The organism is Chryseobacterium sp. OV279, from assembly GCF_900128945.1.
Classification (GTDB): Bacteria; Bacteroidota; Bacteroidia; order Flavobacteriales; family Weeksellaceae; genus Chryseobacterium.
The window spans coordinates 626,248-640,781 of sequence record NZ_FQUD01000003.1; the positions used below are offsets into that span (position 1 = coordinate 626,248).

At 38.1% G+C, this 14,534-nt stretch carries 13 protein-coding genes; 9 read left to right on the top strand and 4 right to left on the bottom strand.

Annotated elements, in window-relative coordinates; all coding sequences use genetic code 11:
- Positions 1–176 precede the first annotated feature (176 nt).
- The 4 genes from BUA72_RS15245 to BUA72_RS15260 are packed head-to-tail and all read left to right on the top strand — an operon-like array spanning position 177 to position 6,026.
- A complete protein-coding gene (locus BUA72_RS15245; protein ID WP_072923698.1) occupies positions 177–1,067 on the top strand; it encodes a BRCT domain-containing protein in 891 nt (296 codons plus the stop codon).
- 45 nt (positions 1,068–1,112) lie between these two features.
- A complete protein-coding gene (locus BUA72_RS15250) occupies positions 1,113–2,579 on the top strand; it encodes a tellurite resistance TerB C-terminal domain-containing protein (protein ID WP_139259623.1) in 1,467 nt (488 codons plus the stop codon).
- A complete protein-coding gene (locus BUA72_RS15255; protein WP_072923701.1) occupies positions 2,572–3,888 on the top strand; it encodes an ATP-binding protein in 1,317 nt (438 codons plus the stop codon). The genes BUA72_RS15250 and BUA72_RS15255 overlap by 8 nt, the downstream gene beginning before the upstream one ends.
- A complete protein-coding gene (locus tag BUA72_RS15260) occupies positions 3,885–6,026 on the top strand; it encodes a DEAD/DEAH box helicase (protein ID WP_072923703.1) in 2,142 nt (713 codons plus the stop codon). The genes BUA72_RS15255 and BUA72_RS15260 overlap by 4 nt, the downstream gene beginning before the upstream one ends.
- A 160-nt stretch (positions 6,027–6,186) precedes the next feature.
- Here the strand turns inward: BUA72_RS15260 and BUA72_RS15265 are convergent, their stop codons facing one another.
- Positions 6,187–6,780 (bottom strand): Crp/Fnr family transcriptional regulator, encoded by a 594-nt coding sequence (locus BUA72_RS15265; RefSeq protein WP_047455649.1) that lies wholly within the window; start codon positions 6,778–6,780, stop codon positions 6,187–6,189.
- A 636-nt stretch (positions 6,781–7,416) separates the two neighbouring features.
- Here BUA72_RS15265 and BUA72_RS15270 point away from each other — a divergent pair.
- A complete protein-coding gene (locus BUA72_RS15270) occupies positions 7,417–7,758 on the top strand; it encodes a helix-turn-helix transcriptional regulator (RefSeq protein WP_052202576.1) in 342 nt (113 codons plus the stop codon).
- 19 nt (positions 7,759–7,777) lie between these two features.
- On the opposite strand, the gene BUA72_RS15275 is transcribed toward BUA72_RS15270, so the two are convergent.
- A complete protein-coding gene (locus BUA72_RS15275; RefSeq protein WP_072923705.1) occupies positions 7,778–8,509 on the bottom strand; it encodes an MBL fold metallo-hydrolase in 732 nt (243 codons plus the stop codon).
- A 75-nt stretch (positions 8,510–8,584) separates the two neighbouring features.
- Positions 8,585–9,334, bottom strand: coding sequence for an NUDIX hydrolase (locus BUA72_RS15280; protein ID WP_034730318.1), 750 nt, complete (start codon positions 9,332–9,334; stop codon positions 8,585–8,587).
- Between the two features lie 438 nt (positions 9,335–9,772).
- Between BUA72_RS15280 and BUA72_RS15285 the strand changes: the two genes are divergently transcribed.
- Positions 9,773–10,969, top strand: a complete 1,197-nt coding sequence (locus BUA72_RS15285; RefSeq protein WP_072923706.1) for an MFS transporter — start codon at positions 9,773–9,775, stop codon at positions 10,967–10,969.
- Here the strand turns inward: BUA72_RS15285 and BUA72_RS15290 are convergent.
- Complete coding sequence (locus tag BUA72_RS15290) at positions 10,959–11,339, bottom strand: winged helix-turn-helix transcriptional regulator (protein WP_072923708.1); 381 nt, start codon at positions 11,337–11,339, stop codon at positions 10,959–10,961. The genes BUA72_RS15285 and BUA72_RS15290 overlap by 11 nt on opposite strands.
- Positions 11,340–11,498: 159 nt before the next feature.
- Between BUA72_RS15290 and BUA72_RS15295 the strand changes: the two genes are divergently transcribed.
- The 3 genes from BUA72_RS15295 to BUA72_RS15305 all read left to right on the top strand — a co-directional run bounded on the left by BUA72_RS15295 (position 11,499) and on the right by BUA72_RS15305 (position 14,398).
- Positions 11,499–12,443 carry an alpha/beta hydrolase gene (locus BUA72_RS15295; protein WP_072924124.1) on the top strand — a complete coding sequence of 315 codons (945 nt, stop codon included), beginning with the start codon at positions 11,499–11,501 and terminating at the stop codon, positions 12,441–12,443.
- The gene (locus BUA72_RS15300; RefSeq protein WP_072923710.1) at positions 12,440–13,612 is read left to right on the top strand and encodes an MFS transporter; all 1,173 of its coding nucleotides are present in this window, start codon (positions 12,440–12,442) and stop codon (positions 13,610–13,612) included. Before BUA72_RS15295 ends, BUA72_RS15300 begins: the two co-directional genes overlap by 4 nt.
- Before the next feature lie 84 nt (positions 13,613–13,696).
- Positions 13,697–14,398 (top strand): DsbA family oxidoreductase, encoded by a 702-nt coding sequence (locus tag BUA72_RS15305; RefSeq protein ID WP_072924126.1) that lies wholly within the window; start codon positions 13,697–13,699, stop codon positions 14,396–14,398.
- The last annotated feature ends 136 nt before the right edge of the window (positions 14,399–14,534 follow it).

Below are 14,534 nucleotides of genomic sequence, written 5' to 3' on the forward strand. Positions count from 1 at the left end.
TGATAAGTTGTTTTACATAATCTCAATTCTCTAACTTCTAACCTCTTACTTTACGGAAAACCGTAAGGTCTTTTTTTTAATTCTGAATATTTTTGAATATATAATATTGCTATATTAGAACGTTGATTTTTACCGTCAACACAAACTAATCAACCAATAAACTCAATGTATTTAAGATGACCAATTTTGAAAATCCGGACTTAAAGATTCTGACGACTAAATCCAGAGCAGATAAAGCGATTAATTCACTAAAAGGCCTTCTTCTGGGAATAATTTCAGATGATGTAATAGATGCCATAGAAATGAAAGAACTCAGATTATGGGCCAAAGAGCATTATGATCTGGTCAATAGAAACCCATTCAGGGAATTTATGCTTTTGATTGAAAACACAGCGGCTAATGGAATACCTGCCAAAGAAGCTGTTGAAGATCTGTACTGGCTGTGTCAGAAATACGAACACGGCAGTATTTATTATAATGGAATTACATCTGATCTTCAGCTTTTACAGGGGATTTTTCATGGTATTCTTGCAGACGGAATTTTAAATGATCATGAAATCTTCAAACTTCACGAATGGCTTTCCGAAAACGAACATTTAAGCTCTTATTATCCTTATGATGAGATCAGAAGTCTTGTATTGTCTATTGTTTCGGATAAAATCATTGATGAAGAAGAAAGAACCATACTTAAGGCTTTTGTCAAACAGTTTGTCGAGCTGAAAAACTCTGATACGGCTGCTAAAATAGAAAGGGATACTGTGGATGTAAATATTTCAGGAATCTGTGCCGTAGATCCTGAAATTATATTTGAGAACAAAACATTCTGTATTACGGGAATATTGAGCCGGGGAAACCGCAGTGAACTGCAGACAACGATTCAGGACAAAGGTGGAATTGCGGTCAATACCATTTCTAAAAAAACAGATTATCTGATTATTGGCGATACCCATAATGCATGCTGGAGTTATTCCTGTTATGGAAGGAAGGTAGAAAAAGCGTTGGATCTTAGAAAATCAGGACATACTATTGTTCTGGTTCATGAGTTTGATGTTTTTGATGCCATCTGAAGAGAAAATGTGTCAGAAAATATCACCTTAAATACGAATATAAATATGCAGAATGAACATGATGATGATTCTATCATTGATGTCTCCGGAAGTGCGGATATTCCAATAGATTTTGGAACGGCTTTACATGTGCAGGAACCTGCCGTTGAAAATACTCCAAAACCACAGTATGATCCTGAAGGTTGGAAAATAGGAAAGAAGTACATCAGAAAACTCAGTTTAAATGATGAACAGGCTGCCATGCTGGACAGATTGTGGTTTGCAGACAATGTTTTCAATGAAATTGAATACTGCAGAATACAGATTTTAAAACAGTTTTTAAGAGCTATAGATTATCTCCAAATCCATTGTGTTCCGGTCAATAAATCCTATGCAACGGTTATTGAAGAACTCTCCGAAATTATTGTCTGCCTGCAGTATAACTACAGAAAAGAGAGCCTCAACTACCGCTATACCTATGATGCTGTACAGACTGAAATTTTCAACCATATATTAAAATTATGCGAAAATAATGTAAGGGAAGTGTATGGAATTAAAAGGAAGATCAATACGGACTTTAACTATACCCATCCGGATATTCAGCATCAGTACGGCAGAAAGATCGTTTCAAAACTTGAGGTTTTTCTCGCAGAAAACCAACATCAGATCCTGGATGCAGATCACAGAACCAATATTGTTCTGAATGAAAACAATACCGGCCGGTGGAAGACAAAATTTGAAACCATTAAAGAAGATTTTTCCAATGCTCCTGCCTTTGAAAGGGAAATATTCAGGCTGGCGGATGTAAACATTAGAAATCCTTCTCAGGACACTATATTTTTTGAAGCTTCAAAATTTATATCAAAGCATGACCGGATCAGTGCTTTAAAGCTTTATCTCCATTATTTTGAAAAAGATCTCAACTCTTCTCAGTTTGACAGAAAGCAGCTTACAAAAAACATTCAGAAGAGCCTGTTCTCTACTAATGAGCAGCTTACGGATTTTGAAAATATATTAAACGAATTCATTACAACAAGAAATCTTGAAGCAGCGATAGAAAAAGCCTCTCAGCTGTACCTTCCGAAGAGAAAAAAAATAGTGATCGACAGAGATGCTGTTGAAAATGTTCAGAGACAGCATTCGGGAACGGTCGCTTTGCTCGAAGAATATCTCAGAGATGATTATGAACAAGAAAATATAACTGAAAAACCAATAGAAACTGAAGAAGAGGATGAGCTGACGATGAATATCACTCATCATAATGCCGAAACAAATACTCAGAAATATATTGAGGAACTGAATTTATCAGAAATTCAGAAGGAGATTTTAGACTTATTTGAAAAGCAGAGTTTTAATATTCCTCAAAGTGAAATGGCTGCTTATTTACAGTCTAAAAATCTTTTCATGGGATCTACCATCGATTCAATTAATGATCTCTGTTTTGAAATCCTCGACGACGTCCTCATTGAAGAAGAGGATGAATATTTTACGATTAATACTGATTATTATAAAAAACTTTTAAAGAATGATTGACAATATTAAACCCAAAGAAGCGACTTCCATTATCAATTCGCTGGTGAGCGGAGTAGTCCCAAAAATAGGGGTACAGCATATAACCGTTGGAAGATCGGAAGAAATTAATGCATTTATAAGCGCTCTGGATGACGTGAAAAATGGCCACAGCATGGCGAAATTCTGGATCGGTGATTTTGGAAGCGGAAAATCTTTTATGCTTCATTTACTGAACACCGTTGCCCTGAAACAGAAATTCGTTGTTTCCAATGCAGATTTTACCCCGGACAACCGACTGTATTCCAACGACGGAAAAAGTGTGATCCTTTATTCAGCCATTATGGACAATATTGCCATCCAAACTAAGCCGGAAGGCGGAGCATTACAGACTTTACTGGAAAAATGGATCGAGCAGGTGATTACGAAAACAGCGGAAGACAATCATATTTCACTGTCGGAAATCAGGAATGATCAATATCTGGGTTTGATCCAGAATTCTATTATGAAAACGGTCAATGAAATAACGGAAGTTGGTGGTTTCGATTTCGGTTCTGTAATCGTTAAATACTACGAAGGCTATATCAAAGGAGATGAATTGCTTCGCAGAAATGCCCTGAAATGGCTCAAAGGTGAATATAAAACCAAAACGGAAGCAAGGCAGGATCTGGGTGTCAGAGAGATCATCAACGATTCCAATTTTTATGATATGCTTAAGAACTTCTGCAAATTCTTTGTAAGCATGGGCTACAGCGGGTTTATGATTAATCTGGATGAAGCCATCAACCTTTACAAAATATCTACGGCAGCGGCTCGGGAAAAGAATTACGAGAAAATTTTATCCATTTATAACGACTGTTTTCAGGGGAAAATTTCCAATCTCTTTATCAATTTTGCAGGAACAAAAGAATTTCTGGAAAACGAAAGGAGAGGACTGTTCAGCTATCAGGCTTTAAAATCCAGACTGGAAACCAATAAATTTGAAACACTTGAGATCAGGGATTTTGCCCAGCCAGTGATTAAATTAACGCCATTAGATCATAATGAAATCTTTGTTTTGCTGAAAAAACTTAAGCTGATTTTTGATTTTAACTATAAAACGGAACTGAATATCACTGATGATGAAATTTTTGCCTTCATGGAAGAAATGTTCAATAAACCGGGAGCTTCAGAATTTCTGACTCCCAGGGAAGTCATCAGAGACTTTCTGAATATTCTGAACATTATCAGACAGAATCCGGCAGTAGATAAAAAGCAGCTTTTCGGGGAAATTGAGATCTCGGATGAGAGACCGAATGATCTGGTAATGTTAGACAGCATTGAGGAAATATGACCGCATTCGACATGCTTTCTGAGCCGATCAGAAAATACATCCGTGATCAGAGATGGGAAAGTCTGAGGCCTATTCAGGAGGCTGCCATTCAAAAGATTATTCCCAATGATAATAATTATGTTTTAATTTCCAGAACGGCTTCAGGTAAAACTGAGGCTGCTTTTCTGCCGATCCTTTCAAAAGTCAATTTTAAGGAGCAAGGCGTAAAAGTTCTGTATATCTCACCTTTAATTGCCCTGATCAACGACCAATTCATGCGGGTAGAGAAACTCTGTGCGTATCTAGATGTTCCTGTAACGAAATGGCACGGAGAAGCTTCAAAAGGAGCCAAAGACCGACTGATCAAAGCTCCGGAAGGAATCGTTCTCATCACTCCAGAATCTCTGGAAGCCATGTTTGTCAATAAGCCCCACAATATCCATCATCTTTTTTCTACACTTGAATATGTGGTCATAGATGAAATTCATTCCTTTTTGGGCTCTGATAGAGGGATTCATCTGCAGTCTCTGTTGCAGCGTCTTCAGAAAGTCAATAAAAAGAAATTCAATATTGTAGCACTTTCGGCAACAGTAAGTGATGAAAATAAATACGCAGAGCTTAAAGATTTTCTTGGGGATCCTGAACATACGAAAGTCATCAGAGATACTACACCTAAGCCTATTAATGCCGTTTTTAAATACTTTGAAGGAACAACCAGTGAACTTCCGTTGGATCTTATGAAGGATCTGTATGTGAGAACTAGGGACAGTAAGGTTTTGGTCTTTCCCAATGCAAGAGGACGGGTGGAAGAAGTCGCGGTAAAGCTCAGGAGGATCTCAGAAAAAGTGGGCGGACATCCCAACTATTTTTCCCATCATTCCGCCGTAGACAAAGAAGTGCGCGAATACGTTGAATTTTTTGCTAAAAAAAGTGTACATGAGAATTTCTGTATATCCTGTACATCTACACTGGAACTGGGGATTGATATCGGAAATGTGGATGAAGTTGCCCAAATCGATGCCACCCACAGCATTGCTTCCCTGATTCAGAGAGTTGGAAGAAGCGGACGGAGGGAAGGGAAATCCAGCAACCTGTTTCTTTATGCTACGGATCGGTGGAGTCTTCTTCAGTCGATGGCGTGTTGGTTGCTTTTTAAAGATCAGTATATCGAACCCGTTTTTATTAATGATCAGCCTTATGATGTTTTGGTTCATCAGCTTATGTCGATGGTGAAAGGATCTTCGGGGATGACACTTGCTCAGCTTTTGGAAGATTTTAAAGGTAATGTTACTTTTAAGAATATTAAAGCCGAAGAAATCACAGACATCATTCATCATCTTACCGAAATTGATTTTCTGGAAAAACTTGGAAAGGAGTATATCATTGGAATCGAAAGTGAAAAAGTGGTGAATACGAAAGATTTTTATACCCTTTTTCATACTCCGTCGTTTTTTAGAGTGATCAGCCAGGGAGTAAAAATAGGCGAGCTGCCGCTTTCAGCACAAACCATCATAGACCAAAATGTATATCTTTCGGCCAGAATCTGGAAAATAAAAGACATTGATTATCAATCCAAAAAAATAGAAGTAATTCCTGCCAAAGACGGAAAAAAGCCTCTCTTTTTTGGGGATGCCGCGGATACAGCAGCCAAGATCAGAGAAAAAATGCTGGAAATTCTTATTGTTGATGAGAAGTATGATTTTCTGGATGAGGCAGGTGAGGAAATCATCAGACAGATGCGTAAAGATTTTTCTGTGTATGGGATCAAGTCTTATCTGACAGACAGACCGTTGTTCTCCGGTAATGACAAACTTACGTTCTACTCGTTTGCTGGATCTAAGGTCAACAAAACCTTACATTTCGTACTGAACAGAATGGGGATCAGTAATCAATTACACGACAGTGAAAGTGAATTTGAACTTGATTACTCTAAGAAAGCTGAATTCATCCATATGCTTAAAGATTTGAATTTAAATAACGTCAATCTCGATGAAGCGTTGACGGAATTGATAGAGCATTCTCCCGATATTCTGAACTTTTCAAAATGGGGAATATACCTGCCGTTGCAATATCAAATCAAGCTTCTGAAAAACCGCTATTTCGATTTTAAAGCCTGCAATGAATTTATCCGGAATTTAAATTTTGTGGAAAATGAATAGAGTGAAGACCTGAGAATAAGGAATAAGGATTAAAGAAACAATGGAAGTCTGTATATAGCTTCCATTTTTCTTTTTTCAAAGTGAAAAATATCAATCTAAGGGCTTATACTTTTCCTGAAGACTTCAGGGAACCTCCATCACCCATTTTCCTTCTCCCAAACTAGTACAAAATCTTCCTTTTCTCAATCTTCAAAATCTTCTCTTTTTCCATTGTTTTTATAGTTCTGATAACGGTCTCTACGCGGACTCCGGTAAGGGAAGCCAGCTGCTGTCGTGTAAGCGGGATTTCAAAAGAGTAGGGACTTTTGTCTTCGTGATAGCTTTTAAGATAATCCATGAGCTGTTTCAGTTTCAGCATGGGATTCTGGAAAGAGAGGTTATACAGCATGATGTATTTGTAGTACATTCTTTCGGCCATGCATTGATAAACATTCAGGGAGACGTCCTGATTTTCCTTGATTAAATTCAAAAAATTGGATTTGGGAAGTCTTATAATATGAGAATCCTTTATAGCAATGGCATTCATGGGATACGGGCGGTCTACAAACAGCAGCGACTCGCCGAAGCTGTGGCTTGCGGAAAATATATTCTGAATAAATTCCTTTCCGGCTTCTGTATAATTGTTGAGTTTGATTTGTCCTTTTTCAATCTGGTAATAAAACAGAGAAAATTCGCCTTCCCGGAAAATAATATCTCCTGATTTATATTCTTTAGTTTCTGCTCCAAATGAAAAGAGTACATCTTCAGCAATCATAATGTGAGAGATTAATTAAAATTTTAAACGAATGTTTAACCATCGATGTCCTTCATTATGTAATAAACAGAAAAGCCCCAAATTTCAATAACGTAAAGAAAGTTCAATTTTAATCACTTCTTTCAAAAGCGGGTACCATATACATACCACAGAACTGAGGCTTAAATCTTGTTCGGAAATACGTGTAAATCTTATTCCAGGCATAGAATAAAAACATCAAAAATATTGATTAGGATCATAAAAACGAAATTTACAATCTTCTAAATTTGTTTAAAATAAATAAATGAGCAGTTCAATTTCAAAACTCGGTTCAAAATAGAACAAATACAGTGTTTATAGGCATGGCGTGGTATGTATGTGGTATTTTAATTGTGTAAAATTTTAATCATTTTTTATTTCTTTGTTTGTTTTAAAAATAATTGAAAAGAAGAACTTCAGTTAGAGAATTTTTAAGAATAAATGTTGAAACTATAAAAAGTATTACGCAGATTATTGAGTTATAAAAAATGAAATGGAAACATGCAGTCTTAAGCCCCCCTTTAAAAACAGCTGTTATATAATAGCCAGAGAAGAAGAATTTGTACTGGTGCTGCCCGTTTAAAGGCATCAGAAATAAGTAGAGATGAGAAAAATATTATGAAAAACGAAAAACCGCAATCCAATTTAGAAGATTTGAACCAAAAAATTTTAGTGCAGGACGATATCATGGCATTGGCGAAAGAAAATTCTCCACGCCTGCTGAATAAATTCAGATTAGTATATCCTGATTTTTTTGACAAGATCACGAATGTACATCCCAATCTCAAAAATTCTGAACTGATTTTCTGCATTTACCTGAAACTCAACTTTACCACAAAGGAAATTGCGACCTATACTTTTGTGACTCCAAAAGCCATTCAGAACAGAAAAAACAGAATACGGAAAAAACTCAATATTCCTTCCGATCTGGATATTTACAAATGGTTTAATGATCTTTAAACCTAATTTTTGAATCAGATTATATTTGGATTACTGCTTTGTCCAGATCATGGTAAAGCAGTATTTTCCATTGTTCTTCGGCGGCTTTTTTCTGCCATTCAACCCTTAATTCCATTGCTTTTCTTCCGTCGAAATCGCTTTTATACGCCAGATGGTATTTCAGGTAGGATTCCTGAGGAAGGTCATCAGCCCCATAAAAGACGGTCTCATTATTTTCACGGATCCAGAATACCTGCATAAAAGGCGTATGACCGCCCACCACTTCAAAAGAAATTTCATCACTGATTTTCCCCTGATCTTCATCCATCCATACAATATCAGGCAGGGTAATCAGCTTTTCCAGAATATCAAAATCAAAAGAAGGATTTCCTTGATTTTCCATGGCAAAAGCGAGTTCGCGTTTCTGGATATATATTTGAGCATTCGGAAACGTTGGGACAAAACCATTGTCAGTCTTTTGTATACTGCCGTCGATATGATCTTTGTGAAGATGCGAAAGCAGGAGCTTGGTGATTTGTTCAGGCTTGATATTTTCTTGTTCCAGTAACTCAGAGACTGCGGTCTTTCCGTCTGCATTTTTCCATCCGGTACCGGCATCAAGAAGGATATAATCATGATCTGTAATGATCAGAAAGGGCTGCACAGACATTCTGATTCCTTTTACGGTATCAAAGTTTTCATCCGTTAAAAGCGTAAAGTCTTTTGTTCTGCTGGCCGAGAAATTGCCTTCTTTAAGCGGAATAATTTTCATCCTGCAAATTTCCCTATTATTTCTAAAACCTGAAAACCTTTTTTTCAATAGAAACTATCGGAAAAAACAATGAAGTTACCAGCTGTTAAGCCCATTTTCCATAGCTTTAACGTAATTCTCTTCATCAAAAGAGTAGAGGTCAGGTGCTTTGTGGGCACCGCCACGTCTTTGCTCTTCAAGTTTTTTCAGAATACCCAAGTTTTTTATTTTACGGTAAAAATTCCCGCGATTCAGCTCTTTTCCTAAAACAGCTTCATATAATTTCTGCAGTTCCGGAAGGGTAAATTTTTCCGGAAGAAGATTCCGGCCGATAGGTTTTGTAGATATTTTCTGTCTCAGGGTAAATAAAGCTTTCTGAATGATTTCATAATGATCCATCCCAAATTCCAGCTCCGGCAATTGGCTTATAAAGACCCATTCGCAAGTTTCACTGAACTCATCGGGAATCAGGCGAAACCTTGAAGGACTGTACAATGCGTAATATCCTACGGTCACAAAGCGCTGTTTCTGGAAAAGCGTATCGTCAAAATCCTCGAAATGAAATTCACTTCTGTTTTTCTTTCCAAATACTCCGAATTCCTCGAGGTACACATCCGTTACTCCGGATCTTTCTTTCAAAATTCTTTTGACTGCGTCATCCAGATCTTCATCTTTTTTTACGTAACCGCCGGGAAGCAGCCATTTTTGTCTGTAATTGGTTTTTAAAAGAAGAACTTTAAGTTCATTATGCTCAAACCCGAAAATAACCGGATCAGCTGAAATGTGAGGAAGGAAAACCTCTTTGGCCGCGATTGACTGCTGTAAAAGCTGTTGTTTAGAATCCATGGAACCCTTGTGAAATGTGTTTAGTACAAATGTGCTAAAAAAAAATGAATTTTCAACAAAAATCCTTTAGATAAAGGTATTTATCATGGTTTGGGTTAAATAAGCAGAATAAAAAAATAGGACTGCAAAATATTAACAGCTATTTTTCCGTTACAGATATACACAAAATCCACGGCTGACTTTCTGTAAAGCTGTTATGACGAAAAAACATCTCCCTCTTTACCTGCCTGTAAATTATTTTAAGATTAAATGCCATAGTTGATTGAAAGAGGTCGTTTTCAAACGGTCTCTTTTTTTAAATTTGACTACCTTTGTTCTTCTTAAAAAAGTGGTATTTCCGATTGAATGTATTAATTGAATCATTCATGATTAACAATTTGGAATGCATCTTATTTATTAATTCTATTCTTACATTTGAAATCAAATTTTAATTCAACAATGCAGGCGAGCAATACGAACGGTATTTCAAGAACGGTAATCTGGCTTATGGCCATCATATCGGGACTTGTGGTAGCCAACAATTATTATAACCAGCCTTTACTGGCCCTTATTTCCGATGATCTCCATGTTTCTGAAAGTGCTGCAAGCCGGATTTCTGTACTGACACAGATAGGATATGCATTGGGTCTGTTACTGCTCGTACCTTTGGGAGATAAATTTTTCCGTAAAAAACTTATTCTGATTGATCTGTTTTTAGTTTTCGGATCATTATTGTGGATGACATTCGCGACTCAACTATGGATGCTGTACGCAGCCAGCCTGTTGATTGGAGCTACTTCTGTAATCCCTCAGTTATTTATACCAATCGCCGCTGAATTGTCCTCAGATAAAGAAAAATCTTCCAATATCGGAGTCGTAATGTCCGGATTGTTGTTAGGAATTCTTTTATCCCGTTTTATCGGTGGAATTGTTGGCGATGTATGGGGTTGGAGAGCGATGTTCGGCATTGCGGCAGGACTGATGATTCTGGTTTGGATTGCGGTTTACAAAATGTTACCTGAAATGCAGCCAAATTTTAAAGGAACTTACAGAGAATTGATGAAATCTGTAGCTCATCTGGCTAAAACACAACCTATTCTGCAGCTGGCTTCATTCCGTGGCGCGATGGCATTCGGATCTATGTGTGCCTTATTTACAACCTTGGTCTTTCATATGGAAAAACCTCCTTTTAATGCAGGATCTTCCGTAGTGGGAAGTTTCGGACTGGCCGGAGCTGTGGGCGCACTGGCAGCCGCAAAAGTGGGAAAACTTCAGAAATATCTGGACATTAACCGAATTATATTATATTCACTTTTTATTGTGGTAGGAAGCTGGGCTTTCACTTATTTTGCGGGTGAAACGTATTGGGGACTAATCGTTGGTGTTATTCTGGTGGATCTTGGCGTACAGTCAAGCCACATCATGAACCAGACTAACTATTTTTTAATTAAATCCAATGCGGTCAACAGGTTAAATACCGTTTATATGGTTTCCTATTTTATTGGCGGATCACTCGGAACATGGCTGGCTTCTGTGGCCTGGCAATATGCTCAATGGTCTGGAGTCTGCTTGGTAGGGGCATCTTTCGGGTTGCTTGCGATCATTGCTCACGTTCTGTTTTGCAACAAAGTCAATGCGTCTCAACCTAAACCTTAGCCTCAACTTCACTGCTTTGAACTAAGTCTCTGTGCTTATTTCCCCATTTTTCCAGGTCTTCCCAGATCGGGATCAGCTCCCGTGCTATATTCGTAAGCTCATAGTCTACTCTTGGTGGAACTTCTGCATGTACGGTTCGTTTAACCAACCCTTCTTTTTCAAGTTCTCTCAGCTGTAAAGTAAGCATCCGTTCAGTGATTCCGCAGATCCGGTCTCTGACTTCACTGAAACGCAGTTTTCCGTCTTTCAATCTGTTTAAAATCAAAAGTTTCCATCTTCCACCGATTTTGCAGACCGCATAAGACAGATCACATTCCTGTATGTACTTTTTATTGATGTTGTTCGTCGAATTTTCCTTTATTTTCCCCATAGCTTACAAATTTGTTAGTACCATACAATTCGCTGTATACAGTGCAAATGTAAGGTTTGAAAATTAATTTTGTCCTTAGAAACTGAAAATAACAATCAGTTTGGGAATAATAGCGCTCAGGTTCCCTTGAAAATAGTATTAACAGTAAAATTTAAAAAAATGGAATTTATATCACCCATCAAACAAATCATCAGTCATTTAGAAAAAATACAGTCATTCAATGTACAGAATCCATTAGATGATACCCGAAAATATCTTGATACGATGTCGCTTCAGCTCAACGGGAAAAAAGAATCCGTTGCAATGATCGAAGAACTGAGTATTCCTATCAAAAACCACCAGATCCCGATCCGTATTTACCGCCCGAAAGGAAAAACAGCTCAGAAATCATCAGCAATTGTCTATATACATGGCGGATGGTTTATTGCCGGTGGTTTTGAAACCCATGATGCTGTAGTTCGTAAACTGGCCAATAAAACAGGATCAGCAGTGATATTCGTAGATTACCGTTTAGCCCCGGAACATCCTTTTCCTGCGGGATTAAATGACTCCATTGCTGCCGTAAAATGGGTGGCTGACCATGCAGAATCTCTGGGAATTGATAAAAATCAGATCGGAATTGTGGGCGACAGTGCCGGTGGAGCTCTTGCAGCCAGCGTTTCCACACAGGTTGGAGAACTTCTGAAGTTTCAGATACTGATCTATCCGGCAGCGGATAATCAGCTTAATACAAAATCATGGGAAATCTATGAAACAGGCCCGGTTTTAAATAAAGAAGGCGGTATCCAGGCCTGGAACTGGTATTATCCTGATGGTAAAAACAATCCGGATCCATTAGCGGTTCCTGTACTGATAACAGATTTTAAAAACACGCCATCTACATTGGTTCTTATTGCTGAACATGATGCTTTAAGAGACGAAGGAGAATTGTTAGCAAAGCATATGCAAGATGCCGGGATTTCTGTTCGTACCAGTTTTTACAAAGATATGGTCCATGGTTTTATGCATATGGGAGAAGTATTGAATGAAGTAGAGCAGGCAGCCAATGAAATGACAGCTTTTGCCCATCAACACCTTGAAATAGCTGTAGAAAAAGAATCATGAAAAAGTATGCCTACATCGGATGCTTAGGATTCATTGCAGTCATTACTACAGAATTCGGAGTGATAGGAATCCTGCCACAGATTGCAGAACATTATCAGATAGGAATTGACAAAGCCGGTTGGCTGCTCAGTGCTTTTGCGCTGATTATTGCATTAACGGGGCCTTTTATGACTTTGCTGATGTCCGGATTTGACCGTAAAAAAATGATGTTGACCGCGATTGCTATCTTCCTGTTTACGGCTGTGGTTTCGGCGATGTCGCCACCCTTTTGGCTTCTGATGCTGGTGAGAATACTTCCTGCATTTTTACAGCCGGTCTATATTGCCACGGCTTTGTCTGTCGCAGTCTCCGATGCAGATCAAAAACAGGCGAATAAGTTGATGGGCATTGTCTTTATCGGGGTAGCTCTGGCTATGGTGACTACCGTTCCTTTTGCGACGTGGCTGGCCAGTGTATGGATATGGGAATCTTCATTCATCGTTCAGGGGATTGTGAGTACAGTAGCTTTAGCCGTGATCTATCTGTTACTTCCTCCAATGCCGGTACAGGAAAAGAAATCTTATAAAAGCCAGCTTACCATTCTGACTAAACCCACATTTGTCATCAGTACAGCCATGAATTTCTTCATGATCACTGCCTGGTTTTCTACCTACAGTTATTTTGCAGACTATCTGAATAAAGCCAAAGGAATGGATGGAACGATGGTTAGTTACATGCTTTTTCTGTTCGGAATTATTGGTGTGTTTTCAAACTGGATTGCGGGAAAAATGTTGAGCTGGAATGTCTCGAAAACGACCGCTCTGTTCCTTTCCGGGACTGTCATTATGCCGTTCTTACTGTATTTTTCCGGAGACAGTCTGTCTGCCAATATCATCAGTATTGCAGTTTGGGGTTTTCTGTATTCACCAAGTTTTCAGAATGCGTCCACCTACATGATTTCTTCCGTCCCGGATTCTCTTGAATTTGCCAATAGTTTAGCAACTTCTTTTGGAAACCTCGGAGTAACTCTGGGAACAACCTTGGGAGGATGGATGATTGTGGCTAAAGGAGCTTCATACAATCCGTGGATAGGCCTTGTATTTGGAACTTTAGCATTTTTGATGATCGTCCTGAGAAGTATTTTGGAGAAAAGAGCTGCAAAGGAGAAGATCATTATTCCGTGTCCGTAATATATTGTAACAAATTTTGTTACATTGGCGAAAAGCAGTAATTTTGATGGATTAATAATTTCATCAAGAATTAAAACAAAAAAAATGAAAATAGAAATATGGTCGGATGTTATGTGTCCGTTCTGCTATATCGGAAAGAATAATTTTGAGCAGGCTCTTGAAAAACTGCCGTTTAAAGACGAAATCGAAGTAGAGTGGAAGAGCTTCCAGTTAGATCCTAGTTTAGATGCTTCAAAGCCTCAGAATACCGTTGAATATTTTAAAGAGAAAAAAGGTTTTCCTGCAGAACAGGCATCCCAGATGATTGGTCAGGTGGCTCAGATGGGGAAAAGTGCCGGAATTGATTTTAATTTTGAAAAAGCCTTGATCATCAATACATTCACAGAACACAAACTGCTTCATCTTGCTAAAAAATACGGTAAGTCCAATGAAATGGAAGAAGCTCTTTTCATTGCTCATTTTACCGACGGAAAAAATGTTGGGGATATAGAAGAACTTGTTTCTCTTGCTGAGAATTTAGGGATTGATAAGGATGAGGCGAGACAGGCTTTAACGTCCAATGAGTTTGATTCTGAAATTAACCAGGATATCCAGGAGGCTAAAAACAATGGTATTTCAAGCGTTCCTTTCTTTGTTCTGAATGGAAAATATGCTGTATCGGGAGCACAACCTGCTGAAGTTTTTGCAGATGCACTTCAACAGACATATAAAGAAACCGTAAGCCCGTTTAAAGATCTTTCAAAAGAAGGTGGTGCATCTTGTGATACGGATGGATGCAGTGTCTAATAATGTATGGAAGTCTGAAGCTGGAAGAGGGAAGTTATTGAGGTTCAAAATACAGAATGACAATACCGTTTTATTAAATTTTTAAGGTTAATTCCTTAAATCGCTAAAGTTGCCTGCCTGTTCCAACTTCCTGATT

Excerpts from the sequence above, each read along its gene's own strand:
- BUA72_RS15245 (WP_072923698.1), top strand. The coding sequence starts at position 177 with ATGACCAATTTTGAAAATCCGGACTTAAAGATTCTGACGACTAAATCC.
- BUA72_RS15250 (WP_139259623.1), top strand. The coding sequence starts at position 1,113 with ATGCAGAATGAACATGATGATGATTCTATCATTGATGTCTCCGGAAGT.
- BUA72_RS15255 (WP_072923701.1), top strand. The coding sequence starts at position 2,572 with ATGATTGACAATATTAAACCCAAAGAAGCGACTTCCATTATCAATTCG.
- BUA72_RS15260 (WP_072923703.1), top strand. The coding sequence starts at position 3,885 with ATGACCGCATTCGACATGCTTTCTGAGCCGATCAGAAAATACATCCGT.
- BUA72_RS15265 (WP_047455649.1), bottom strand. The coding sequence starts at position 6,780 with ATGATTGCTGAAGATGTACTCTTTTCATTTGGAGCAGAAACTAAAGAA.
- BUA72_RS15270 (WP_052202576.1), top strand. The coding sequence starts at position 7,417 with ATGAAAAACGAAAAACCGCAATCCAATTTAGAAGATTTGAACCAAAAA.
- BUA72_RS15275 (WP_072923705.1), bottom strand. The coding sequence starts at position 8,509 with ATGAAAATTATTCCGCTTAAAGAAGGCAATTTCTCGGCCAGCAGAACA.
- BUA72_RS15280 (WP_034730318.1), bottom strand. The coding sequence starts at position 9,334 with ATGGATTCTAAACAACAGCTTTTACAGCAGTCAATCGCGGCCAAAGAG.
- BUA72_RS15285 (WP_072923706.1), top strand. The coding sequence starts at position 9,773 with ATGCAGGCGAGCAATACGAACGGTATTTCAAGAACGGTAATCTGGCTT.
- BUA72_RS15290 (WP_072923708.1), bottom strand. The coding sequence starts at position 11,339 with ATGGGGAAAATAAAGGAAAATTCGACGAACAACATCAATAAAAAGTAC.
- BUA72_RS15295 (WP_072924124.1), top strand. The coding sequence starts at position 11,499 with ATGGAATTTATATCACCCATCAAACAAATCATCAGTCATTTAGAAAAA.
- BUA72_RS15300 (WP_072923710.1), top strand. The coding sequence starts at position 12,440 with ATGAAAAAGTATGCCTACATCGGATGCTTAGGATTCATTGCAGTCATT.
- BUA72_RS15305 (WP_072924126.1), top strand. The coding sequence starts at position 13,697 with ATGAAAATAGAAATATGGTCGGATGTTATGTGTCCGTTCTGCTATATC.